Here is a 22,840-nt window from a genome sequence, read left to right as displayed (position 1 = left end):
GTTTCGCATGCCCGACCGACTTGTACCCGCCACGCTCGCGTTTCGCGACGACGGCACTCTCATCTCGCCCGCATACGGCGACATCTATCACAACGTCGCGGGCGCGCTCGCCCAGGCAAACTACGTGTTCATCGCCGGCAACGCGCTGCCGGCGCGCTGGCAGGGCCGCCGCACGTTCACGGTCGTCGAGACCGGCTTCGGCACGGGTACCAACTTCCTCGCGACGTGGGCCGCGTGGCGCGACGACCCGGCACGCTGCGAACGGCTGCATTTCGTGTCGTTCGAGAAGCATCCGTTTACGCGCGACGACCTGCGCACGGCACTTTCCCATATCGTTGCGAACACAACCATATCGGCGCAAGCCGCGATGCTGGCCGATGCGTGGCCCACACCGGTGCCCGGTTTCCATCGCATCGAATTCGACGGCGGCCGCGTCGTGCTCACGCTCGCGCTCGGCGAAGCGTGCGAGACGCTGCCGAAACTCGTCGCACGCGCCGATGCGTTTTATCTGGACGGCTTCGCGCCGGCGAAGAACCCCGACCTCTGGTCGGCCGACGTGTTCCGCGCGCTCGCACGCGTCGCTGCCGAAGACGCGACCTTCGCGACGTATTCAAGCGCAGGCGTCGTGAAGCAGGCGCTTGTCGAAGCCGGTTTCACGTATCGCAAGGTCCCTGGCCTGGGCGGAAAGTTCGCAATGCTCGTCGGCGAATATGCGCCGCGCTGGCGCATGCGCCGGCACGAACCGCCGCGCGCGTTGCCCGTCGCCGCGCGCGACGCGATCGTGATCGGCGCCGGCCTGGCCGGCTGCGCGGTCGTCGAACGGCTCGCCGCGCGCGGCTGGAACGTCACGCTGATCGAACGGCACGAGGGGATCGCGCAAGATGCATCGGGCAATCCGGCCGGTGTATTCCATCCGCTGATGACGCGCGACGACAACGTCGCGAGCCGGCTCACGCGCAGCGGCTTCCTGCATGCGCTCGCACGGTGGCGTGCGCTCGAACACGCCGGTCATGCATTCGCGCGCAGCATGCACGGGATGATCCACCTGGCGGAATCGGCGGACGATTTCGCGCGGATGCACGACGCGTTCGATGCGCTTGGCGCACCGCCCGACTACGTCACGCTGCTCGACGCCGCGGCGGCCCGCGCACATCTGAACCTCCCGGTCGCGCACGGCGGCCTGCTGTTCCCGCACGGCGGCGCGGTTTGGCCGGCTGGCGTTTGCGCCGCGCAGCTCGCGGCAGCGGGCGACCGCCTGAAACTGCTGACCGGTGCCGCCGTCGAGCGGCTCGAACGCGATGGCGACACGTGGCGCGCAATCGATGCGGCCGGCGCGACACTCGCGCAAGCGCCGGTCGTCGTGCTCGCGAACGCGGGCGACGCGGTGCGTCTTGCCGGGCTGCGGCATGTCGCGCTGCAACCGGTGCGCGGTCAGCTCACGCTGCTGCCGGCCGGCAGCACGGCGCCGCTACCGTGCCCGGCGATCGGCGACGGCTACGCGGTACCGCTCGACGACGGCACGCTGCTGATCGGTGCGACGTTCGAGCCGGACGACACCGATTCGGCAATGCGCCCCGCCGGACATATCGAAAATATCGAGCGCGTGCGCGATCTGTTGCCAGGCCTGATCGGCGCGCTGCCTGACGTCGAGACGCTGCGCGGGCGGGTCGCATTCCGGTGGGTCGTCGCCGACCGCGTGCCGGTGATCGGCGCACTCGCCGACGAAGCGCAAGCCGTCGCCAATGCGCGCGCGCTGAGCGGCGCGAAGGCGCGCGACCTGCCGCGCACCACGGGCCTTTATGGCGCATTCGGCTACGGCTCCCGCGGCCTCGTGTGGGCGGCTCTCGGCGCGGAGTTGATCGCGTCGCAACTCGAAGGCGAACCGCTGCCGCTCGAGCGCGACCTCGCCGATGCCGTCGATCCGGCCCGGTTCCTGATCCGCGCGCTGCGTGGCCGCCGCCTCGGCTGATCGGCTGATTCCGTCGAGCGCCTCCTCACAGTTCTTCGATTTTTTCACGCGATGTTATCCACGGGATGCTGTGGATAACCGCGCGAAATGCGTGCGTACTCCGTGTGCAATCACAGTGGACGTAAACTGGGCAACTCGGCACAGCTGTGAAGCGGCCCAAAAGTTGCTCAACTCGAACCGCTGTGAGCGAACAGTCTGTGCAACGGGTTATGGCTACGCCAACGCATTGATCTTGTTGCGTAAACTCGAGTTATCCACAGAACTGTGCGCGCCTTGTTAACTTCTACTACGTATATATACAGATAAACCTTTGAAACCAAAGACCTGTGGTGCCTCACAGCGCCACGAGTCGATTCGGTCGGTTCCGGAGCGAAAAAGCTGTGGCACAATCGGTTTCCTTCGCGTTCGTTCGGCCATGCGCCGGACATGCTTCAATGGAACGGTCGGCACGATTTCGAATCTGAACCTTCGAGACTGCGCAGTCCGTTCACACACCAGGCCGACAATCCAGATCGGCAGCCTGAACGACAACCCGCCGGATGGCGGAAAAGGCGGATCCCATGTCCCGCCGTCGTCGAACACAACAATCACATTCGGGGCGATACCCAGTCGGCGCGCATCTCATTTCTGACGCTTGAATCCGCGCCGCTGGCGATTGCTTCCAAAGGAGAAGTCACCACGATGAAGTCGGCGTTCTCATTCCTGCCCAACTGGCCGCTTGCGCCGGATGCCGTGTTCTGGGCCGGGCTCGCGTTGTTCGCGGCCGGGCTTTGCGGCGAGCTGTGCTATCGCGCGTGGCGGTTGCCTCGCATTACCGGTTATGCGGTGATCGGTTTGATCGCCGGGTCGTTCGGATTCGGCGTGATCGACGCGAGCACCGACGAAACTTCGCGGCTCCTGATCGACGTCGCGCTCGGGCTGCTGCTGTTCGAGCTCGGCAGCCGTCTCGACCTGAAGTGGATTCGGCGCAATCCATGGCTGATCGCATCGAGCCTCGCGGAGGCGACGCTCACGTTCGTGCTCGTGCTGTTCGTGATGCTCGCGCTCGGCGTGTCGGGCATGGTCGCGCTGGTGCTGTCGGCGATCGCGATCGCGACGTCGCCGTCGATGGTGATCCAGCTGAAGACGGAACTGCGCGCGGAAGGGCAGGTGTCGCAGCGTCTGATCACGCTGACCGCGCTGAACAGCGTGTATGCGATCGTGCTGACCAAGCTCGTCACCAGCTGGCTCCACCAGGAAGCGTACGGCAACGTTTTCGCGACGATCCTGCAGCCGGTCTACCTGATCGCCGGCTCGTTCATCGTCGCGTATCTGGTCGCGCGGGCCTGCAATTACCTGTTCCGCCACATGACCGCGACGATGCGCGACGAGCATTCGTTCGTCGCGCTGTTCGGGCTCGTGATGCTCGCGATCGCGGTCGCGCAGGCGCTGAAGCTGTCGACGCTGCTCACGCTGCTGCTCGCCGGCATCATCGTGAAGAACCTCGAAGCGCGTCCGCAGCTGTGGCCCGAGCATTTCGGCACGGCCGGCTGGCTGCTGACGGTGACGCTGTTCGTGCTCACGCTCACGTCGTTCACGTGGGGCGACATCGCGCTCGGCGGGCTGCTCGCAATCGCGCTGATCGTCACGCGGCTCGCCGCGAAGCTGGCCGGCGTCGTCGTGTTCGCGAAGCCGAGCGGGCTCGGGATGAAGCAAGGCGTCGCGCTCGGCATCGCGCTCACGCCGATGTCCGCGCTGTCGTACCTGCTGGTCGACGACACCTACCAGCTCTATCCGAATTTCGACCCGCATCTGCGCGCGATCGTGATGTGCACGATCGTGATCCTGCAGCTCGTCAGCCCGTTCGTGGTCTACCGCTGCCTGTCGGCGGTCAGCGAACGCAGCGACAGAAACTGATTCCGGAACCTGCCATGGCACTCGAAACTTTCGTCAATTCCGAGCCGTTCACGTTCGGCGTCGAACTGGAGATCCAGGTCGTCAACACGCACAACTACGACCTCACCAAAGCGGCGTCCGACTTGATGCGCCTGATCCAGGGCGAGACTTTCCCCGGCAACATCACGCCGGAAATCACCGAGAGCATGATCGAGCTGTCGACCGGCATCTGCCATTCGCACGAGCAGGCGCTGACGGAGCTGCATGCGATCCGCGACGTGCTCGTGAAGGCGGCCGACCAGCTCAACGTCGGGCTCGGCGGCGGCGGCACGCACGCATTCCAGCAGTGGAGCGACCGGCAGATCTACGACGCACCGCGCTTCCAGTACATTTCCGAGCTGTACGGCTATCTCGCGAAGCAGTTCACCGTGTTCGGCCAGCACGTGCACATCGGCTGTCCCGATCCGGACAGCGCGCTGTTCCTGCTGCACTCGATGTCGCGCTTCATTCCGCATTTCATCGCGCTATCCGCATCGTCGCCGTTCGTGCAAAACGTCGATACGGGCTTCCATTCGGCGCGCCTGAACTCGGTGTTCGCGTTCCCGCTGTCGGGTCGCGCGCCGTTCGTGCTGACCTGGGACAGCTTCGAGGAATACTTCACGAAGATGGTCAACACGGGCGTCGTCAACTCGATGAAGGACTTCTACTGGGACATCCGGCCGAAGCCCGGCTACGGGACGATCGAGGTGCGCGTGATGGATACGCCGCTGTCGGTCGACCGCGCCGCCGCGATCGCGTGCTACATCCAGACGCTCGCGCGCTACCTGCTGACCGACCGGCCGCTGAAGCTGTCGGAAGACGACTATCTCGTCTACACATTCAACCGTTTCGAGGCGTGCCGCTTCGGGCTCGAGGGTACCTGCGTCAATCCTCAGACAGGCGAGCGCCGCACAATCGCGGAAGACATCCTCGACACGCTCGACCGCATCGCCCCGCATGCGGCCGCGCTCGGTTCGCGCGCGGCGCTCGACGAGATCGGCGCGCTCGCGAAAGCGCGCGTGAACGACGCATCGTGGTTGAGAACCGTTTTCAAACAGGAGAAATCGCTGAACGAGACGGTTCGCCAGCAGTGCCTGCGCTGGCGCGAATGAAAAAATGTTTTGCAGATTACGGGCTCGACCGCGCGGCAATTCGCTGAACCGCGGTCGGCGCCGATCCGCGCACGCCACGTCGCCAGTCCTCCTGAAAATCTGTGGATAACCGTACATTCCGCTGCAAAGTCAACGCTCTGCAGGCCGGATAACCCGGTGGACACGCGCGCTCGAAGCGCTTGCCGATCCGGACGGGAAAATGTTTTCGCGTGCGGTGAAGGTGCCGGTCGAGATGGGCGGCACAACGAAAAAATGCGGTTATCCAGCGATTTTCCACAGAACGAAGGGGATAACTTAGCTGTGCGATTTTCCGCTCTCGCTTAGAATGTCGGCTTTGCGGACACCGGGACGACCTGTGTCTCACCGGTCGCCGCGAACGCGACCGCCGCGTGTGCCTCGCGACGGCCGTGTCGACGCTCTTCAACGAGCGTCTGTTTTGAGATAGACATTCGATCTCCACACTACGGCCGCTCGGCAGTCCGGGCGGCGGCAAAGCGAAAAGACTATGAGCGAAGGCGTTTACGGGAATCAGGCTTCGGGACGTGTGACCCACAGCTTGCTGCGGTTGAGTACGGCCATGCGAAGCCAGGCATGGGATTGGGCGGAGGGCGCAGGCCTGACGCCGACGCAGGGCGAGATCCTCGTGCTGCTGCTGCAACGCAAGGGTCCGATGCGGCTCGGCGAGATCGCGCGCGAGACGCAGCTCACCGCTGCGACCACCAGCGACGCGGTCAGCACGCTCGAGACGAAGGGGCTCGTCGAGAAGCGCCGTGCACTGGACGACGGCCGCGCGCTCGCGGTGCGCCTGTCGGCCCGCGGCCGTACCGCGGCGAAGAAGGCGCTGCAATGGCCGGAATTCCTGACGAAGGCCGTCGGCAAGCTCGGCGCGGACGAGCAGAGCACGTTGTATCGCGCACTGCTGAAGACGCTGCGCGAACTGCAGGTGGCGGGTGCGACGCCGCCGCAGCGCATGTGCGTCACGTGCACCTCCTTCGAGCCGGGCAAGCCGTCGAAGAAGACAGTTCACCACTGCGCGACGCTCGACCTCGGCATGTCCGACAGCGATCTGCGTCTCGACTGTTCGGTGCACGAAGAAGCCGACGCGGCGACGCAAAAGAAGACCTGGAAGATTTTCGCCGGCTGACGTCCGTCGATCGACCGGGAGGCCGATGATGAACGCTGAAGTCGTGGCGATCCGCCACGTGCATTTCGAGGATCTCGGCAGCTTCGAGCAGGTGCTCGGTGAGCGCGGCCGGCGCGTGCGCTATGTCGACGTCGGCTCGTCGCGCGTCGAGGTGCTCGACGCGCTGCAGCCGTCGCTGCTCGTCGTGCTCGGCGGCCCGCTCAGCGTATACGACGATGCGCAGTATCCATCGATCGCGCCGCTCGAGGCGCTCGTGCGCCAGCGCATCGACGCGGGGTTGCCGATCTTTGGTATCTGCCTCGGTGCGCAGTTCATTGCCCGCGCGCTCGGTGCGCGCGTGTATCCGGCGGCGCGCAAGGAACTCGGTTGGGCGCCGCTGACGCTCACCGACGCGGGCCGCGCATCGCCGATGCGCCATCTCGACGGCGCCGCGACGTCGATGCTGCATTGGCACGGCGATACGTTCGACCTGCCCGGCGGCGCGATTCATCTCGCGTCGACGCCCGCATGCCGTCACCAGGCATTCGCGTGGGGCCAGCACGTGCTCGCGCTGCAATGCCATCCGGAAATCCGCACCGATCGCTTCGAACCCTGGCTGATCGGCAACGCCGGTGAAATCGCGGCGACGCCCGGCATCGACGCGTGCCAGCTGCGCGCCGATACCATGCAGCACGGCCCCACGCTCGAGGCGGCCGCGCGCCGCATGTTCGCGGAGTGGCTCGACAGCGTCGGGCTTTGAAGTCACGGCGTGACACCACGCGAGCGTGCGCCGAGGCCGGCCGGTGCGGCTCGGTTGCGGCGTGCCGCGCGCGTCGCATCGCCAGCGCGACCGCGGTCATGCCGGCCCCAACCTGACCAACCGCTTACTGCCGATCCGGCCGCCTGCACGCTTCGAGCCCGCGTGCTACGCTCGTTCGCTCTTTCGTTTACTCGCGAGCGGCTGCCATGACTGCGCTGTTTTCTCCGTTCACGCTGCGCGGCGTGACCCTTCCGAACCGGATCGTGATTTCCCCGATGTGCCAGTACTCGGCCGAGCGCGGCGAGGCGACCGACTGGCACATGATTCACCTCGGCCATCTCGCACTGTCCGGCGCGGGCCTGCTCTGTATCGAAGCGACCGCGGTCGAGCCAGACGGCCGCATCACCGCAGGCGACCTCGGCTTGTGGGACGACGTGACCGAAGCGGCACTGAAGCCGGTGCTCGCGGCGATCCGCAAGCACTCGCCGGTCCGCATCGCGATGCAGTTGTCGCATGCAGGGCGCAAGGCGTCGAGCGAGGTGCCGTGGAAGGGCGGTCAGCTCGTGTCGGTGGCCGATGGCGGCTGGCTCCCGCACGCGCCGTCCGCCGTACCGCACAAGGAAGGCGAGACGCCGCCGCTCGCACTCGACGCAGCCGGCCTGAACCGGATCCGCGAAGCGTTTGCGGCTTCCGCGAAACGGGCCGCGCGCATCGGCATCGACGCGATCGAAGTGCATGCGGCGCACGGTTACCTGCTGCATCAGTTCCTGTCGCCGCTTGCGAACCAGCGCACCGACGAATACGGCGGCTCGCGCGAAAACCGGATGCGTTTTCCGCTCGAGATCTTCGACATCGTGCGCGCGGCGTTTCCGCAGGATCGGCCGGTGGGCGTGCGGGTGTCGGCGACCGACTGGGTCGAAGGCGGCTGGGAGCTCGACGATACGATCGCGTTCGCGCACGAACTGAAGCAGCGCGGCTGCGACTGGATCGACGTGTCGTCCGGCGGCGTGTCGCCGTTGCAGAAAATTCCGCTGTCGCCGGGCTACCAGGTGCCGTTCGCGCAGGCAGTGAAGCGGGCGGTCGGGATGCCGACGATCGCGGTCGGCCTGATCAACGAGCCCGCGCATGCGAACCGGCTGATCGAGGCCGGCGACGCCGATTTCGTCGCAATGGCGCGGGCGATGCTGTACGACCCGCGCTGGCCGTGGCATGCGGCCGCGGAGCTCGGCGCGCAGGTGTCGGCGCCGCCGCAGTACTGGCGTTCGCAGCCGCGCGAGCACAAGGCGCTGTTCGGCGACATTGCATTCGGCCAGCGCTGAGCACCGTGCGCACGTGAGTACGGAATAGTGCGCGCGATGTTGAACGAAGCAATCTCGAACGTGTAGGATGCGGGTGATTCGCCGCATGGTCCGACGCGGCACCGCCCGGTGCCGCGTTTTCGTTTTGCGCGACACCCGGCCGTGACGCGGCCGTCTTCCATTCAAGTCGTCTTCACAAGGATTCGTTCGATGAGTTCACGCAGGATCGCGGTGCGCCGCTCGGGAGTACACGGCAAGGGCGTATTCGCCGTGGAACCGATCAAGGCCGGCGAGCGCGTCGTGGAATACAAGGGCGAGCGGATTTCGTGGAAGGAAGCGCTGCGCCGCCATCCGCACGATCCGAACGAACCGAACCATACGTTCTACTTCGCGCTGGAAGAGGGCGGGGTGATCGACGGCAAGGTCAACGGCAACAGCGCGCGCTGGATCAACCATTCGTGCGCGCCGAACTGCGAAGCCGAGGAGATCAAGGGCCGCGTGTTCATTCACGCGCTGCGCGACATCGGACCGGAAGAGGAGCTGTTCTACGACTACGGCCTCGTGATCGACGAGAAGCTGACGAAGAAGCTCAAGCGCGAATACGCGTGCCATTGCGGTGCGCCAACGTGCCGCGGCACGCTGCTCGCGACGCCGGACGAAGACAAGAAGAAAAAGAAGAAGGACAAGAAGGACGGCAAGTCCGAGTCCGGCGCGAAGGACAAGAAAAAGAAGAAGTGACCGCAGTCGGCCGCGCAGCACGCGGCGGCGCACCAGACGGCCCCGCGCGCCGCGTTGCATTGCCGCGCGGCCGTTCGTTCCTCTACCACTGCCGACGCGCGGGCCGGCGCGATTCAGTGTGTCGGCGCGGCGGCCGGCGTTTCGGTCGCAGGCTTCCCGGTGCGCTTCGCGATCGGCACCTTCACCACGAAGCGCGAACCGCCTTCCGGCGCATCTTCGTACGACACCGTGCCGCCGTGCATCGCGATGATGTCGTGCACGATCGCAAGACCGAGCCCCGCGCCTGTCTCGACTCCGTTGCCGCTTTGCGCATCGCCGCGGAAGAAGCGCTTGAACAGGTCGGCCTGCTGGTTGGCCGGTACGCCCGGGCCATTGTCCTCGACGACGATTTCCGCCGCCGGCTGGCCGTCTTCGAGCGCGCCGCGTGCGACGTTCACGGTAATTCGCGCGCCGTCCGGACGCGCGAGCGGCACGTATTTCAGTGCGTTGTCGAGCAGGTTCGCGATCACCTCGCGCAGCAGCACCGGGTTGCCGCGCACGTTCAGCGTTTCGTCTTCGCCGGGATCATCACTGCGCTGAAAACCGAGGTCGACATGCGACGCGAGCGCGCGCGGCACCCATTCGGCGCCCGTCTCGAATGCCATCGCGGCAAGGTCGACGTCGACGAAGCGCGCGGCCTGTTCGCCCGGCTCCGCGCGCGCGAGCGACAGCAACTGGTTGGACAGCCGCACCGCGCGGTCGGCGGCCGCGCGCAGTTCGCGCACCGCCGCATAGGTTTGCTGCGGATCGCGCGCGACGGCGGCCTGCTCGGCATGCAGCTTCACGGCAGTGAGCGGCGTGCGCAACTGATGCGCGGCGTCGGCAATGAATTTGCGCTGCGCGTCGAGCGCGGTCTTCAGGCGGCCAAGCAGTGCGTTCATCGCGCTCGTCAGCGGGCGAATCTCGAGCGGCACGTCGGTTTCGTCGACGGGTTCGAGCGACGTGTGGGTCTGCCGGTTCAGCGAATCGGCAAGATGCGTGAGCGGGCCCAGCTGCTGGTTCACGACGCGCCACACGATGCCCCAGCCCGCGAGCAGCAGCAGCAGCAGCGGCATCATGATCGCGACGAGGAATTCGGCCGCGATCCGGTAGCGGTGCCGCACCGGCTGCGCGACCTCGACCACCATCGGCTTGCCGCCTTCGACGTTGTCGACGCGCACCTGCGCGACCCGCACTGCGCGGTTGTCGTACTCCGCTTCGAATACGTACGCATGGTGCATGCGGCGCACGTTGATGCCGCGCAGCGGCAGCTTCGGGTCGCCCGCGAGTTCCTGTTCGCCGTCGCTGATCCGGTAGATGAGCGCTTCAGCGGGATCGGAGAACATCGCCTGCGCGAGCGGCGGCACCGTGAACGGTGCGTCGGGGCCTGCGATCTGGATCTGCTTCGAGATGGCGGTTGCGAGATCGGCGAGCGAGCGGTCGATCACGTGCTGCGTGTATTGCCACGCGAGCCAGTACGCAATCAGGCCGCTCATCAGCGCGAGCATCGACAGCGGCGCGGCGAGGCGCCGCAGCAGCGATCGGCGCAGGCTGGTGGTCACAGCCGGATCAGAAGACATTTCGACGGGCAAATGGATAAGCGCCGCTCACGGGGAGCGGCGCGGTCGTGCGTCGGAACGCGACACGGGGAGGGCGGTGCGCCTGCGGCACCGGTCCGCCCGGCGCGCGCAACGTTCAGACGCTCGCGGTCTGGCGGATTTCCTGCAGCAGGTAGCCGAAGCCGCGCACCGTGACGATTTCGACACGGCACTGCTCGAGCTTCTTGCGCACGCGGTGCACGTAGACCTCGATCGCGGTGTCGCCGAGATCGCCGCCGAAGTGCGTGAGGTGATCCTGCAACTGAGCCTTGCTGACGACGCGGCCGTGGCGCAGCAGCAGCATTTCGAGCACCGCGAATTCGCGCGGCGACAGTTCCAGCGGCTTGTCGTCGTTGAAGATGCGACGATCGACGCCCGACAGGCGAACGCCGCCGAGCGACACTTCCGGACGCGGCATGTCGCTGTGCGGGCCGCTGCGGCGCATCACCGCGCGGATGCGCGCTTCAAGCTCCGCCGGCTCGAACGGCTTGAGCATGTAGTCGTCGGCGCCGGAGTTCAGGCCCTGGATCCGGTCGTTCAACTCGTCGCGCGCGGTCAGCACGATGACGGGCGTATGGCGGTTGGTCTGGCGGAAGCGCGTGAGCAGCGTCATCCCGTCGATGCCCGGCAGGCCGAGATCGAGGATCACGAGTTCGTGGCGGTTTTGTGCCAGCGCCTGTTCGGCAAAGATGCCGTCATGCACCATGTCGACGGTGAAGCCAGCCTGTTCGAGGCTGCTCTGGATACCGCGTGCGATGGGGCGGTCGTCTTCGATCAGAAGGAGTCGCATGAAGTTCGCTCAAGTACAATGGGTTGGCGGTTCAGGCACGCGGACAGCACGACGCCGTTTCCACAGGGGGCGCCGCATCGCCTGACATCAAGCATGGCGGCCAGCGAACGATTAAATCCAATCATGTCCGATATTTCGATCCACGACCTCGAAGCCGCGATCAATTTCTGGCGCGCACGCTCGCCGTCGAGCGGCGACGAACTCAAACTCTGCGAAGAGGCTAGCGCGCTCTCCAAGCCGTATGCGCTGCTGATTGTACAGCGCGAAAGCGCGCTGCAACTGGAAGGTTTAGACCCCAAGGCGCGGAAAGCGTACGACACTTACGTGCGCCTTAAGGATGGCTTGGAAAGCTGAAGGCTTTCGCTCAGTACATCCTAGAAAACGTTTAGCGAAATGAAAAGTTGACGCGCCGCGCCTCTCTTTCGACGCGCGGCGGTGGAGGCGTGCCTCAGGCGGCCGGGCGCGTGTGTGCGCACACCTGGTCGATGAACTGCGCGAGTTCGATGTCGCGCTCGGTCAGCCCGTCGGCATCGTGCGTCGACAGCGTCACGTCGACGCGGTTGTACACGTTGAACCATTCGGGATGGTGGTTCATTTCCTGCGCCTTGATCGCGACGCGCGTCATGAAGCCGAACGCCTCGTTGAAATCGGCGAAGCGCAGGGTGCGCTGGATCGCGTCGCGGCCCGACACGGCCGTCCAGTGCGGCAGGCCTTCCAGCCGGGTCTTGCGTTCTTCTGATGTGAGCTTGTGGATCATGTTGCACCTCGTTCGGTTGCGGCGCTTGCGCGCGGGCCAGGCCGCGCGGCCTGGCCGATACCGGTCATTGTTTCATAGTTGCGCGCCGGGCAGCGGGACGCGAGCCCCGCGGCTTCAGGCATCCGCGTCGTCCGGCCAGCCTTCGCCCGTGCCGCGCTGCAGCACGACGTCGGTATCGAGCACCGCGCCCGCCGGGAATTCCGGCAGCGCGGCCAGCCGGTCGGCCAACGCGCGGCCGTCGACGTCGGCAAGCGCGAACAGCTGCGCGAAATCGTCGATCACGAAGTAGGTCTTCTGGAACGTGTCGATCCGGTACTTCGTGCGCATTACGCGTTCCAGGTCGAAGCCGAGCCGGTTCGGTGCCGCGCTTTCGAGGCTGTACAGGCTCTCGCCCTTGCTCGAAACGATTCCGGCGCCGTAGATCGACAGCCCGTTCGTGCCGTTCGGGTCGCGGATCAACCCGAATTCCACCGTATACCAATAGAGGCGCGCGAGACGCGCGAGCGCCGCCTCGTCATCGGCAACGGCGAGCGCGGTGCGGCCGTATGCCTGCATGTAGTCGGCGAATACCGGTTCGATCAGCAGCGGGACGTGACCGAACAGGTCGTGGAAGCAGTCGGGTTCCTGTAGATAGTCGAGCTGATCCGGGCGGCGCATCCACCATGTGACGGGGAAACGCCGGTTCGCGAGGTGCTCGAAGAACACGCGATCGGGCACGAGGCCCGGCACTGCGACGATTTCCCAGCCGGTCGCAGGCTTCAGCTGGCGGTTCACGTCCGCGAACGACGGCACGCGGTCGGCCGGCAGGTCGATCTTGCCGAGCCCGGCGACGAACGCGTCGCACGCGCGCCCGCGCAGCAGCTCGGACTGGCGCGCATAGAGCTGATGCCATACCGCGTGGTCGACCTGCCCGTAGCGTTCGAGCGGCTGGTCGATGGTGAAATCGGCGCGGGTTTCGAGGCCCGCTTCGAATTGCTCCTGCAATTTCGCGGTGACGACGGTGGACATGGTGACGCTCTGCCTGCAGTGACGGGAACCGTGCAAGTGTAGAGCGGGGCACGCGCGGAATGGGCGCAAAGGTGGCGTCGATTCGTTCGCCAATGCGATAATCTCGCATCAAAACCAAAATTGATGCGGAGAATACTCATGCTGGAACTCGATCACTTCGACCTCGCGCTTCTCGACGTGCTGCAGCGCTTCGGGCGCGCGACGCATCAGCAACTGGGCGAAGAGGTGCCGCTGTCGCCGTCGCAGATCGGCCGGCGCCTGCAGCGGCTTGAAGCGTCCGGCGTGATCGAAGGCTACCGCGTGATGCTGCGTCCCGAAAAGCTCGGCCTCGGCGTCACCGCTTTCACGAGCCTGAAGCTCAAGCACCACGGCGATTCGATCATCGAGCAGTTCCAGCAGCAGATCGACGTGCTGCCCGAGGTGCTCGAATGCCACGCGGTGGTGGGCGATGCCGATTATCTGCTGCGGATCGTCGCGCCGGATCTGAACGCGCTGTCGCAGTTCGTGATGAAGAAGCTGATGCGGGTGCCGGGAGTCGACAGCGTGCGCTCGAACATCGTGCTGACGACTTTCAAGCGCAACGGCGCGCTGCCGCTTGCGCATCTGGCACCCGGCGCCGCCTGACGGGCAGCCGCGGCTGGCCGGGCGCGCGGCCCGGCAACGCGTAGGGCCAGATCAGGCCGCTTCGGACTGCGCGTCGGCGTTCAGCAGGTCGACGTATGCGACCGCGACGAGATCCTCCTGCGCGACGCCGAGCTTCGCGAACACGTCATGTGCTTCGGCTTCGCCGCCGGCTTCGTCGTCGTCCGGGCCGAGCACCACTTCCAGTTCGATGAAATCCCCGAGGCCGTCGACGCGGTCCAGGTGGATGCGCGTGCGGCCGGCGAGATACACGTGCCGTTCCTTCGTCACGATCCCGCGCGTGGTGAGCGCGGTCGCGAGCAGCGCATGCATCGCGTCCGGGTTCGTCACCGGGCTGCGCGTGTAGTACGACGCTTTCGGGCCGTCACGGTCATCGCGCTGGTAGAAGATCAGCTCGGCCGGCGTGCCGTCCTCGAAGCGGCGCAGCTTCAGCCGGCCGCGCGGCACGTCGTAGAAGAAATCCTGCTGGCGGTAGAAGAGCGGCGCTTCGGTCGCGAGCTGCGCCGCCTGTTCGCGCAGCCGGTCGAATTCGCGGGCGCGGGCTTTGATCTCGATGTTGCGGGCCATGCGGGTCTCCTTCAATCAGGGGTCTCGCGGTGTGCGAACGCACAATCTAGCAAAAACCCTGCGATGGTGGCGTGACGCTCGGCAGGCGTTCGGGCGGAAAACGGCCCGGCGGACGCGTTGAATATGGCTGCGTGACAGAGAATGACGAAAAGCAGCTACGGCGTGCTCGACGCTGGCGTTTCGATAAGCGGCCACGCGTTTAACGACGCGGCGCCGAACGAAAGTTGCAATGCCGGTCGATGAATCCGCGCGGTCTTTTCGCCAGGCGATCCCGGTCACGCACGATGAGCGCCGCTCATATCGCCCACTGCGCTTCGACCAATCGCAGCGCGGCCGCGATCGCCGGTTCGTCGCGCCGCTCGGCGAGCGCCACGAACGTCAGTTCGGTCGGCACCGTCACCTGTTCGACGATCGTCAGCGCATGCGCATGCGCCTCGGCCAGCGCAATCGAATCGCGCGCAAGCGTCAGCCCGATCCCCGATTTGACGAGATCGAGCATCGACTGCTCCTGATCGACCTCGGCGACCTTCACCGGCTGCGCGCCGGCCGCCGCGAACAGCCGCGACAGCAGCCGGTGGTGGGCGGACGCGGGCGGCGTCCAGATCCACGGCAGCAGGGCGAGCGCACGCCAGTCGTGCGCGCGCTGCACCCGCTCCTTCCAGCCGGCCGGCGCCAGCACGCGGTATTCGAAGCGCGTGAGCGTGACGGTGTGGAACCGCGCGTCGTCGCGCGGCGAGTCCTCGTCAGGGCAGCCGATGTAGTAGCCGACGTCGAGCGCGTGCGCTCGCACCTGTTCGAGCACCCAGCCCGACATCCCGTGCCGCAGCGCGGTTTCGATCTGCGGATGGGTTTCGACCAGCGCGCGCAGGAAGCCGCCGAGCCGCAGGAAACCGGGATCGAGGATCGTGCCGATGCGCAGCCGGCCGCGCACCTCGTGCCGCAGCGCGGCTGCGGCGCGCTCCACGTCGGCCGCCGCGGCCAGCGCGCGCTCCGCGTGCGGCAGCAGCGTCTGGCCGTCGCGGGTGAGCGCGAGCCCGCGCGACGTGCGCGTGAACAGGACGACGCCGAGCGCCTCCTGCAAATGCTTGATTTGCAGGCTGACGGCCGGCTGCGTCAGATGCAGCTGCACGGCCGCGCGCGTGAGGTTGCCTTCGCGGGCGACCGTCGTGAACGCGCGAAGCAGGGTGAGATCCATTGTCGTGATATGAGCGCGGCTTATAACGCAGTTCAGCATAACTCATTGGACCGGCGGCCGGCAGCGGGAGTACGCTGCTTCGATCGCACCGCCCGCGACGCACTATGCTGAAAGCGGCGCGCCGAATCGATGCGCGATACACAGCGCGCGGTACAAAACAAATCAGGAGACACGTCGTGACGACTCAACGCACGCTCGAGGGCGAATTCGATTACGTGATCGTCGGCGCGGGCACTGCGGGCTGCGTGCTCGCGAACCGCCTGACCGAGGATCCCGAGATCCGCGTGCTGCTGCTCGAAGCGGGCGGCAAGGACGACTATCACTGGATCCACATCCCGGTCGGCTATCTGTACTGCATCGGCAATCCGCGGACCGACTGGCTTTACAAGACGCAGCCCGAGGCGGCGCTCAACGGTCGCGCGCTGTCGTATCCGCGCGGGCGCGTGCTCGGCGGCTGCTCGTCGATCAACGGGATGATCTACATGCGCGGCCAGCGCGAGGATTACGACGGCTGGGCGCAGGTAACCGGCGACGCCGGCTGGTCGTGGGACAGCGTGCTGCCGATCTTCAAGCGCAGCGAGGACCACCACGCGGGCGCGAGCGACGCGCACGGCGCCGGCGGCTACTGGCGCGTAGAGAAGCAGCGCCTGCGTTGGGAGATTCTCGAATCGTTCGCGCAGGCCGCGCAGCAAACGGGTATCCCTGCCACCGACGATTTCAATCGCGGCGACAACACCGGCGTCGGTTATTTCGAGGTGAACCAGAAGCGCGGCGTGCGCTGGAATACGTCGAAGGCATTCCTGAAGCCCGCGATGACGCGCCCGAACCTGACCGTGATCACGGGCGCGCATGCGCAGCGCGTGGTCTTCGACGGGCGGCGCGCGATCGGTGTCGAGTATCACGGCGGAGGCACCGACTACGTCGCGCGGGCACGCGCCGAAGTGCTGCTCACGTCCGGCGCGGTAAATTCTCCGCAGCTGCTCGAATTGTCGGGTGTCGGTGATGGCGCGCGGCTGCACGCGCTCGGCATCGACGTCGTGCACGATCTGCCGGGCGTAGGCGAGAACCTGCAGGACCACCTGCAGCTGCGCATGGCATTTCGCGTCGACGGCGTGCGCACACTCAATACGCTGTCCGCGCACTGGTGGGGCAAGCTGATGATCGGCGCCGAATATGCGCTGCTGCAGCGCGGGCCGATGTCGATGGCGCCGTCGCAGCTTGGCGCATTCGCGAAGTCCGATCTCGACGATCCGGCGCTCACGCGTCCCGATCTCGAATACCACGTGCAGCCGCTGTCGCTCGACCGGTTCGGCGAGCCGCTGCACAGCTTCAACGCGTTCACGGCGTCCGTCTGCAATCTGCGGCCGAGTTCGCGCGGCAGCGTGCATATCGCGAGCCCCGACGCGGGCGTGGCGCCGACGATCGCGCCGAACTACCTGTCGACGGACCACGATCGTCATGTCGCCGCGAACGCGCTGCGCCTCACGCGCCGGATCGCGTCCGCGCCGGCGCTCGCGCGCTATCGTCCGCAGGAGATCCTGCCGGGCGCGCAGTACCAGAGCGAAGCGGAACTTGTCGCCGCGGCCGGTGCGGTCGGCACGACGATCTTCCATCCGGTGGGCACATGCCGAATGGGCCGCGCGGACGACGAACGTGCGGTCGTCGACAGCAGGCTGCGCGTGCGCGGCATCGCCGGGCTGCGGGTCGTCGATGCATCGGTGATGCCGTCGATCACGTCAGGCAACACGAATTCGCCGACGCTGATGATCGCGGAGCGCGCGAGCGACATGATTCGCGCCGATCGCCGCGCAGCGCAAGAAGCGACGCAGGTTCGAACGGAAGCGGCGATGACGGCCGCGTGACACGACGCCGGCGCGCACGACAGTAGCCGGCAATCCGTGCGTTCGCCGGTTCTCCTTCGCGATGCGAAGCAAGCGTGCGCGTACGCGACGTGCCGCGCGGCAGCGACGACCTGAAATGAGCCGTCCTTTCGCAGCGCGCCGTGCCCGCACGCGGCACTGTGCTGCGCGACGACATGACGAGCGGCGCCCCGCATACGTGCGCGCCGTGCACACGCTGCACACAGGCACGCACCGTGCGCACGCGCGTGCACCGGTACTGCGCGCATCAAAAAAACATCGACGATTCATGCGCGTCCGCGTCCTATATGGTGGCCAGCCCTATAAGTGCAAATCCCGATGATTGCACTGCACCAACGGGGCGACAATGGCCAGCAGTGTGCATACGCGTCGGCGCGGGAGACCACCCTCGATGCGTACTACGGCGTCCGGGGACAGCCCGCTCATCCGCTGAACTGCTCGCGGCCGCTTGCGCGAATCTCCCCGGTGCTTCGCCTGACTTCGTACGGAAGGGAACATGATTCTCGGCGACACGATTCTGGAAACACGCGGCCTGACGAAGGAATTCAGGGGCTTCACCGCCGTCAACGGTGTGAACCTGCGTGTGCGCCGCGGCGCGATCCATGCGTTGATCGGACCGAACGGCGCGGGCAAGACCACCTGCTTCAACCTGCTGACCAAGTTCCTGACACCGACGGCCGGCCAGATCGTCTTCAACGGCATCGACATCACCGACGAGCGGCCCGCGCAGGTCGCGCGCCGCGGCATCATCCGCTCGTTCCAGATCTCCGCGGTATTCCCGCACCTGACCGCATTGCAGAACGTGCGCATCGGCCTGCAGCGCGCGCTCGGAACCGAATTCCATTTCTGGCGCAGCGAGCGCACGTTGCGGCGTCTCGACGATCGCGCGATGGACCTGCTCACGCAGGTCGGCCTCACCGATTTCGCGCACGTGCCGACCGTGGAGCTCGCGTATGGCCGCAAGCGCGCGCTCGAGATCGCGACGACGCTCGCGATGGAACCCGAACTGATGCTGCTCGACGAGCCCACGCAGGGGATGGGACACGAGGACGTCGATCGCGTGACCGCGCTGATCAAGAAAGTCGCGAGCGGCCGCACGATCCTGATGGTCGAGCACAACATGAACGTGATCGCGGGCATTTCCGACACGATCACCGTCCTGCAGCGCGGCGAGGTGCTGGCCGAGGGCTCGTATGCGGAAGTGTCGAAGAATCCGCTCGTGATCGAAGCGTACATGGGCAGCGCCGACGCGGCGCTCGCGGGGGCGCACGCATGAAGCACAGCGAACGGGAGGAGCGCGAATTGAGCGGCGTCGAAAGCGGCACGCCCGCGCTGGAGATCGCGGGGCTCGAGGCCTGGTACGGGGAATCGCACATACTGCACGGCGTCGACCTGACCGTTCATCGAGGCGAGGTCGTCACGCTGCTCGGCCGCAACGGCGCGGGCCGCACCACGACGCTGCGCGCGATCATGGGCCTCACCGGCCGCCGCAGCGGCTCGATCAAGGTCGCAGGCAACGAGACGATCGGCCTGCCCACGCATCGCATTGCGCATTTCGGCGTCGGCTACTGCCCGGAGGAACGCGGGATCTTCTCGAGCCTGTCCTGCGAGGAGAACCTGATGCTGCCGCCGCCGATCGGCCCGCGCGAACACGCGATGTCGCTCGACGAGATCTACGCGATGTTTCCGAATCTCGCGTCGCGCCGGCAGAGCCAGGGCACGCGGCTTTCCGGCGGCGAGCAGCAAATGCTCGCGGTCGCGCGGATCCTGCGCACCGGCGCGAACCTGCTGCTGCTCGACGAAATTTCCGAAGGCCTCGCACCGGTGATCGTGCAGGCGCTCGCGCGGATGATCGTCGCGCTGAAGGCACGCGGCTATACGGTGGTGATGGTCGAACAGAATTTCCGTTTCGCCGCGCCGCTCGCCGATCGCTTCTACGTGATGGAGCACGGCCGCATCGTCGAGCATTTCCGTTCGTCCGAACTGGAAGGCAAGATGCCGATTCTTCACGACCTGCTTGGGGTGTGACGCCGCCCCGTTTCCCTTGCCGCTAGCCGTGGCGGCCCTCGAACAACCACAACGCAACAGAACAACAGGAGACGTCAATGAAAATGAAGACCCTCGCACACGCGTGTCTGGCGGTCGCGACCGCAGCGTTCACCGCCGGCGCCGCACACGCCGCTGATAGCGTGAAGATCGGTTTCATCACCGACATGTCGGGGCTTTACGCGGACATCGACGGACAGGGCGGCCTCGAGGCGATCCGGATGGCCGTCGCCGATTTCGGCGGCAAGGTGCTCGGCAAGCCGATCGAAGTCGTTTATGCCGACCACCAGAACAAGGCGGACATCGCCGCGTCGAAGGCGCGCGAATGGATGGACCGCGGCGGCCTCGACCTGCTGGTCGGCGGCACGAACTCCGCGACCGCGCTGTCGATGAACCAGGTCGCGGCCGAGAAGAAGAAGGTCTACATCAACATCGGGGCGGGCGCCGACACGCTGACCAACGAGCAGTGCACGCCGTACACGGTTCACTACGCGTACGACACGATGGCGCTCGCGAAGGGAACCGGCTCGGCAGTCGTGAAGCAGGGCGGCAAGAGCTGGTTCTTCCTGACCGCCGACTACGCGTTCGGCAAGGCGCTCGAGAAGAACACGTCCGACGTCGTGAAGGCGAACGGCGGCCAGGTGCTCGGCGCGGTGCGCCACCCGCTGTCCGCGTCGGACTTCTCGTCGTTCCTGTTGCAGGCGCAATCGTCGAAGGCGCAGATTCTCGGCCTCGCGAACGCGGGCGGCGACACCATCAACTCGATCAAGGCCGCGAAGGAGTTCGGCATCACGAAGACGATGAAGATCGCCGCGCTGCTGATGTTCATCGACGACGTGCACAGCCTCGGCCTCGACACGACGCAGGGCCTCGTGCTGACCGACAGCTGGTACTGGAACCGCGATGCGGCGTCGCGCCAGTGGGCGCAGCGCTACTTCGGCAAGATGAAGAAGATGCCGTCGAGCCTGCAGGCGGCTGATTACTCGTCGGTGACGACCTACCTGAAAGCCGTGCAGGCGGCCGGCACGACCGACTCCGACAAGGTGATGGCCGAGCTGAAGAAGATGAAGATCAGCGACTTCTACGCGAAGGGCTACATCCGCCAGGACGGCAGCATGATTCACGACATGTATCTGATGGAAGTGAAGAAGCCGTCGGAATCGAAGGAGCCGTGGGACTACTACAAGGTGCTTGCGACGATTCCTGGCGAGCAGGCGTTCGGTACGAAGCAGGAGACGCGCTGCGCGCTGTGGAAGTGAAGCGGGGCGTCGCGCGGCGCGGCGGCGGGCGTAGCGATGCGCGCGCCGCACCGCCCGCGTGCGCGACCGCCTGACGGTTGCGCACGCAACGAAACTCACACTGACGGCTAAGTCGATGGAAATCTTTGGCATTCCGTTGCCGGCGATGCTGAGCCAGCTGCTGCTCGGGCTCGTCAACGGCTCGTTCTACGCGATCCTGAGCCTCGGGCTCGCGGTGATCTTCGGGCTGCTCAACGTGATCAACTTCGCGCACGGCGCGCTCTTCATGCTCGGCGCGATGCTCGCGTGGATGGGGCTGTCGTACTTCGGGCTGCCGTACTGGGCGATGCTCGTGCTCGCGCCGGTGCTCGTCGGCGTGTTCGGGATCCTGATCGAGCGCTCGATGCTGCGCTGGCTGTACAAGCTCGATCACCTGTACGGGCTGCTGCTCACGTTCGGGCTCACGCTCGTCGTCGAAGGCGTGTTCCGGTCGATCTACGGATCGTCGGGCCAGCCTTACGACGTGCCGTCGCAGCTGTCCGGCGCGACGAATCTCGGCTTCATGTTCCTGCCGAACTACCGCGCGTGGGTGGTCGTCGCGTCGCTTGCGGTGTGTCTCGCGACCTGGTTCGTGATCGAGAAGACGCGCCTGGGCGCGTATCTGCGCGCCGGCACCGAGAACCCGAAGCTCGTCGAGGCATTCGGGGTGAACGTGCCGATGATGATCACGCTCACCTACGGCTTCGGCGTAGCGCTCGCGGCGTTCGCGGGCGTGCTCGCCGCGCCGGTCATTCAGGTGTCGCCGCTGATGGGGCAGCCGATGATCATCACCGTGTTCGCGGTGGTCGTGATCGGCGGGATGGGATCGATCCTCGGTTCGATCATCACCGGACTGCTGCTCGGCGTGATCGAAGGCTTCACGCGCGTGTTCTATCCGGAAGCGTCGGCCACGGTCGTGTTCGTGATCATGGCGATCGTGCTGCTGATCCGCCCGGCGGGCCTGTTCGGCAAGGAAAAATGATGCAGAGAAAAGTGCTCTACGGCGTGCTGCTCGCCGCACTGCTCGCGGCGCCGTTCGTCGGCGCGTATCCGGTATTCGTGATGAAGGTGCTCGCGTTCGCGCTGTTTGCGGCCGCGTTCAACCTGCTGATCGGCTATACGGGGCTGCTGTCGTTCGGCCATGCAATGTTCCTCGCGACCGCCGGCTACACGACGGGCTATGCAATCCAGACGCTCGGTTTCACGCCCGAACTCGGCGTGCTCGTCGGCACAGCCGCGGCGACGATGCTCGGGCTCGTCGTCGGGCTGTTCGCGATCCGCCGCCAGGGGATCTATTTCGCGATGATTACGCTCGCATTCGCGCAGATGGTGTACTTCATCTATCTGCAGGCGCCGTTCACGCACGGCGAGGACGGGCTGCAGGGCGTGCCGCGCGGCCGCCTGTTCGGCGTGCTCGACCTGTCGAACGACATCGCGCTGTACTACGTCGTGCTCGCGGTGATCGTCGCCGCGTGCGCGTTCATCGTGCGGATCGTGCATTCGCCGTTCGGCCAGGTGCTCGTCGCGATCAAGGAGAACGAGGCGCGCGCGATCTCGCTCGGCTACGACACCGATCGCTTCAAGCTGCTCGCGTTCATTCTGTCGGCGGCGCTCGCAGGGCTTGCCGGTTCGCTGAAGGTGCTGGTGCTTGGCTTCGAGACACTGTCGGACGCGTACTGGACGATGTCCGGGCTCGTCGTACTGATGACGCTCGTGGGCGGGATGGGCACGCTGTTCGGGCCGCTGCTCGGCGCGGCGCTGATCGTCGCCCTCGAGGACCGGCTCGGCGACATCGGCGAATGGCTTGCGTCGATCACCGGGATCGGCTGGTTTCATTCGCTCGGCGAATCGGCGACGATCGTCACCGGGCTGATTTTCATCGCATGCGTGCTTGCGTTTCGGCGCGGGATCGTCGGCGAGATGGTTGCGCGAGTCAAGACGCTCCGGCCGTCGTGAGCGCGTCGCGCGTGTAGTCGGGCCGTGTTGGTGCGAGGCACCATCGCGTGCGGTCGGAAACGGTGCCGCGACGCGCATCGGCCGGCGCCGCGCAGTGGCACTGGTGCCCCATTTTCGTGCGGCGATGCACCATAGGGGTAAATGCTAAGTTGTCGCACCGTGAAAGCTCCTTTAATCTTCGTTTCAGTTCTG

Annotated in this window: 21 protein-coding genes; 15 read left to right on the top strand and 6 right to left on the bottom strand. The window is 66.1% G+C overall.

The window, feature by feature from the left end; genetic code table 11:
* Positions 1 to 7: 7 nt before the first annotated feature.
* The 7 genes from mnmC to KDW55_RS21805 all read left to right on the top strand — a co-directional run bounded on the left by mnmC (position 8) and on the right by KDW55_RS21805 (position 8,914).
* Positions 8 to 1,969, top strand: a complete 1,962-nt coding sequence (gene mnmC, locus KDW55_RS21835) for a bifunctional tRNA (5-methylaminomethyl-2-thiouridine)(34)-methyltransferase MnmD/FAD-dependent 5-carboxymethylaminomethyl-2-thiouridine(34) oxidoreductase MnmC (RefSeq protein ID WP_212161031.1) — start codon at positions 8 to 10, stop codon at positions 1,967 to 1,969.
* Positions 1,970 to 2,650: 681 nt separating this feature from the next.
* Positions 2,651 to 3,865: a cation:proton antiporter gene (locus KDW55_RS21830; protein WP_040142724.1), complete on the top strand. Its 1,215-nt coding sequence runs from the start codon at positions 2,651 to 2,653 to the stop codon at positions 3,863 to 3,865.
* A 14-nt stretch (positions 3,866 to 3,879) separates the two neighbouring features.
* On the top strand, positions 3,880 to 4,995 hold the full coding sequence (locus KDW55_RS21825) for a YbdK family carboxylate-amine ligase (protein WP_040142726.1): 1,116 nt from the start codon (positions 3,880 to 3,882) through the stop codon (positions 4,993 to 4,995).
* A gap of 505 nt (positions 4,996 to 5,500) precedes the next feature.
* Complete coding sequence (locus KDW55_RS21820; RefSeq protein WP_040142728.1) at positions 5,501 to 6,139, top strand: MarR family winged helix-turn-helix transcriptional regulator; 639 nt, start codon at positions 5,501 to 5,503, stop codon at positions 6,137 to 6,139.
* A 28-nt stretch (positions 6,140 to 6,167) separates the two neighbouring features.
* Positions 6,168 to 6,878, top strand: a complete 711-nt coding sequence (locus tag KDW55_RS21815; protein ID WP_040144846.1) for a glutamine amidotransferase — start codon at positions 6,168 to 6,170, stop codon at positions 6,876 to 6,878.
* A gap of 206 nt (positions 6,879 to 7,084) precedes the next feature.
* A complete protein-coding gene (locus tag KDW55_RS21810; RefSeq protein WP_040142730.1) occupies positions 7,085 to 8,197 on the top strand; it encodes an NADH:flavin oxidoreductase/NADH oxidase in 1,113 nt (370 codons plus the stop codon).
* Positions 8,198 to 8,386: 189 nt separating this feature from the next.
* Positions 8,387 to 8,914 (top strand): SET domain-containing protein-lysine N-methyltransferase, encoded by a 528-nt coding sequence (locus KDW55_RS21805; RefSeq protein ID WP_040142732.1) that lies wholly within the window; start codon positions 8,387 to 8,389, stop codon positions 8,912 to 8,914.
* A gap of 113 nt (positions 8,915 to 9,027) precedes the next feature.
* Here the strand turns inward: KDW55_RS21805 and KDW55_RS21800 are convergent, their stop codons facing one another.
* Positions 9,028 to 10,512, bottom strand: a complete 1,485-nt coding sequence (locus KDW55_RS21800) for a sensor histidine kinase (protein WP_040142734.1) — start codon at positions 10,510 to 10,512, stop codon at positions 9,028 to 9,030.
* A gap of 115 nt (positions 10,513 to 10,627) precedes the next feature.
* Complete coding sequence (locus tag KDW55_RS21795; protein ID WP_006401494.1) at positions 10,628 to 11,320, bottom strand: response regulator transcription factor; 693 nt, start codon at positions 11,318 to 11,320, stop codon at positions 10,628 to 10,630.
* A 123-nt stretch (positions 11,321 to 11,443) separates the two neighbouring features.
* Between KDW55_RS21795 and KDW55_RS21790 the strand changes: the two genes are divergently transcribed.
* On the top strand, positions 11,444 to 11,674 hold the full coding sequence (locus KDW55_RS21790) for a DUF3717 domain-containing protein (protein ID WP_040142736.1): 231 nt from the start codon (positions 11,444 to 11,446) through the stop codon (positions 11,672 to 11,674).
* A gap of 94 nt (positions 11,675 to 11,768) precedes the next feature.
* Here the strand turns inward: KDW55_RS21790 and KDW55_RS21785 are convergent, their stop codons facing one another.
* Together KDW55_RS21785 and phhA are read right to left on the bottom strand one after the other, a co-directional pair.
* Complete coding sequence (locus KDW55_RS21785; protein ID WP_209821360.1) at positions 11,769 to 12,077, bottom strand: 4a-hydroxytetrahydrobiopterin dehydratase; 309 nt, start codon at positions 12,075 to 12,077, stop codon at positions 11,769 to 11,771.
* 114 nt (positions 12,078 to 12,191) lie between these two features.
* Positions 12,192 to 13,085 (bottom strand): phenylalanine 4-monooxygenase, encoded by an 894-nt coding sequence (gene phhA, locus KDW55_RS21780; protein WP_222189865.1) that lies wholly within the window; start codon positions 13,083 to 13,085, stop codon positions 12,192 to 12,194.
* Positions 13,086 to 13,223: 138 nt separating this feature from the next.
* Between phhA and KDW55_RS21775 the strand changes: the two genes are divergently transcribed.
* Positions 13,224 to 13,709 (top strand): Lrp/AsnC family transcriptional regulator, encoded by a 486-nt coding sequence (locus KDW55_RS21775; protein WP_040142743.1) that lies wholly within the window; start codon positions 13,224 to 13,226, stop codon positions 13,707 to 13,709.
* A gap of 51 nt (positions 13,710 to 13,760) precedes the next feature.
* Here KDW55_RS21775 and KDW55_RS21770 read toward each other — a convergent pair whose 3' ends face one another.
* Both KDW55_RS21770 and KDW55_RS21765 read right to left on the bottom strand, forming a co-directional pair.
* The gene (locus tag KDW55_RS21770) at positions 13,761 to 14,294 is read right to left on the bottom strand and encodes a class IV adenylate cyclase (RefSeq protein WP_040142745.1); all 534 of its coding nucleotides are present in this window, start codon (positions 14,292 to 14,294) and stop codon (positions 13,761 to 13,763) included.
* A gap of 295 nt (positions 14,295 to 14,589) precedes the next feature.
* Positions 14,590 to 15,489 (bottom strand): LysR family transcriptional regulator, encoded by a 900-nt coding sequence (locus KDW55_RS21765; RefSeq protein WP_059548113.1) that lies wholly within the window; start codon positions 15,487 to 15,489, stop codon positions 14,590 to 14,592.
* Positions 15,490 to 15,665: 176 nt separating this feature from the next.
* On the opposite strand from KDW55_RS21765, the gene KDW55_RS21760 reads away from it, so the two are divergent.
* The 6 genes from KDW55_RS21760 (at position 15,666) to KDW55_RS21735 (ending at position 22,648) form a co-directional block, all read left to right on the top strand.
* Positions 15,666 to 17,351: a GMC family oxidoreductase N-terminal domain-containing protein gene (locus KDW55_RS21760; RefSeq protein WP_069241914.1), complete on the top strand. Its 1,686-nt coding sequence runs from the start codon at positions 15,666 to 15,668 to the stop codon at positions 17,349 to 17,351.
* A gap of 514 nt (positions 17,352 to 17,865) precedes the next feature.
* Entirely contained in the window at positions 17,866 to 18,645 is a 780-nt protein-coding gene (locus tag KDW55_RS21755; protein ID WP_040142748.1) for an ABC transporter ATP-binding protein, read from the top strand.
* Positions 18,642 to 19,397: an ABC transporter ATP-binding protein gene (locus tag KDW55_RS21750; protein ID WP_040142750.1), complete on the top strand. Its 756-nt coding sequence runs from the start codon at positions 18,642 to 18,644 to the stop codon at positions 19,395 to 19,397. The genes KDW55_RS21755 and KDW55_RS21750 overlap by 4 nt, the downstream gene beginning before the upstream one ends.
* A 77-nt stretch (positions 19,398 to 19,474) precedes the next feature.
* Positions 19,475 to 20,674, top strand: a complete 1,200-nt coding sequence (locus tag KDW55_RS21745; protein ID WP_040142752.1) for an ABC transporter substrate-binding protein — start codon at positions 19,475 to 19,477, stop codon at positions 20,672 to 20,674.
* A gap of 115 nt (positions 20,675 to 20,789) precedes the next feature.
* On the top strand, positions 20,790 to 21,674 hold the full coding sequence (locus KDW55_RS21740; protein ID WP_040142754.1) for a branched-chain amino acid ABC transporter permease: 885 nt from the start codon (positions 20,790 to 20,792) through the stop codon (positions 21,672 to 21,674).
* Positions 21,674 to 22,648: a branched-chain amino acid ABC transporter permease gene (locus KDW55_RS21735; protein ID WP_040144848.1), complete on the top strand. Its 975-nt coding sequence runs from the start codon at positions 21,674 to 21,676 to the stop codon at positions 22,646 to 22,648. The genes KDW55_RS21740 and KDW55_RS21735 overlap by 1 nt, the downstream gene beginning before the upstream one ends.
* The last annotated feature ends 192 nt before the right edge of the window (positions 22,649 to 22,840 follow it).

Source organism: Burkholderia sp. AU19243, assembly GCF_018148075.1.
Taxonomy (GTDB): Bacteria; Pseudomonadota; Gammaproteobacteria; order Burkholderiales; family Burkholderiaceae; genus Burkholderia; species Burkholderia latens_A.
This window is presented reverse-complemented; position numbering and strand designations above follow the sequence as displayed.

Coding starts and splice junctions, on each gene's coding strand:
- mnmC (WP_212161031.1), top strand. CDS start 8: ATGCCCGACCGACTTGTACCCGCCACGCTCGCGTTTCGCGACGACGGC.
- KDW55_RS21830 (WP_040142724.1), top strand. CDS start 2,651: ATGAAGTCGGCGTTCTCATTCCTGCCCAACTGGCCGCTTGCGCCGGAT.
- KDW55_RS21825 (WP_040142726.1), top strand. CDS start 3,880: ATGGCACTCGAAACTTTCGTCAATTCCGAGCCGTTCACGTTCGGCGTC.
- KDW55_RS21820 (WP_040142728.1), top strand. CDS start 5,501: ATGAGCGAAGGCGTTTACGGGAATCAGGCTTCGGGACGTGTGACCCAC.
- KDW55_RS21815 (WP_040144846.1), top strand. CDS start 6,168: ATGAACGCTGAAGTCGTGGCGATCCGCCACGTGCATTTCGAGGATCTC.
- KDW55_RS21810 (WP_040142730.1), top strand. CDS start 7,085: ATGACTGCGCTGTTTTCTCCGTTCACGCTGCGCGGCGTGACCCTTCCG.
- KDW55_RS21805 (WP_040142732.1), top strand. CDS start 8,387: ATGAGTTCACGCAGGATCGCGGTGCGCCGCTCGGGAGTACACGGCAAG.
- KDW55_RS21800 (WP_040142734.1), bottom strand. CDS start 10,512: ATGTCTTCTGATCCGGCTGTGACCACCAGCCTGCGCCGATCGCTGCTG.
- KDW55_RS21795 (WP_006401494.1), bottom strand. CDS start 11,320: ATGCGACTCCTTCTGATCGAAGACGACCGCCCCATCGCACGCGGTATC.
- KDW55_RS21790 (WP_040142736.1), top strand. CDS start 11,444: ATGTCCGATATTTCGATCCACGACCTCGAAGCCGCGATCAATTTCTGG.
- KDW55_RS21785 (WP_209821360.1), bottom strand. CDS start 12,077: ATGATCCACAAGCTCACATCAGAAGAACGCAAGACCCGGCTGGAAGGC.
- phhA (WP_222189865.1), bottom strand. CDS start 13,085: ATGTCCACCGTCGTCACCGCGAAATTGCAGGAGCAATTCGAAGCGGGC.
- KDW55_RS21775 (WP_040142743.1), top strand. CDS start 13,224: ATGCTGGAACTCGATCACTTCGACCTCGCGCTTCTCGACGTGCTGCAG.
- KDW55_RS21770 (WP_040142745.1), bottom strand. CDS start 14,294: ATGGCCCGCAACATCGAGATCAAAGCCCGCGCCCGCGAATTCGACCGG.
- KDW55_RS21765 (WP_059548113.1), bottom strand. CDS start 15,489: ATGGATCTCACCCTGCTTCGCGCGTTCACGACGGTCGCCCGCGAAGGC.
- KDW55_RS21755 (WP_040142748.1), top strand. CDS start 17,866: ATGATTCTCGGCGACACGATTCTGGAAACACGCGGCCTGACGAAGGAA.
- KDW55_RS21750 (WP_040142750.1), top strand. CDS start 18,642: ATGAAGCACAGCGAACGGGAGGAGCGCGAATTGAGCGGCGTCGAAAGC.
- KDW55_RS21745 (WP_040142752.1), top strand. CDS start 19,475: ATGAAAATGAAGACCCTCGCACACGCGTGTCTGGCGGTCGCGACCGCA.
- KDW55_RS21740 (WP_040142754.1), top strand. CDS start 20,790: ATGGAAATCTTTGGCATTCCGTTGCCGGCGATGCTGAGCCAGCTGCTG.
- KDW55_RS21735 (WP_040144848.1), top strand. CDS start 21,674: ATGCAGAGAAAAGTGCTCTACGGCGTGCTGCTCGCCGCACTGCTCGCG.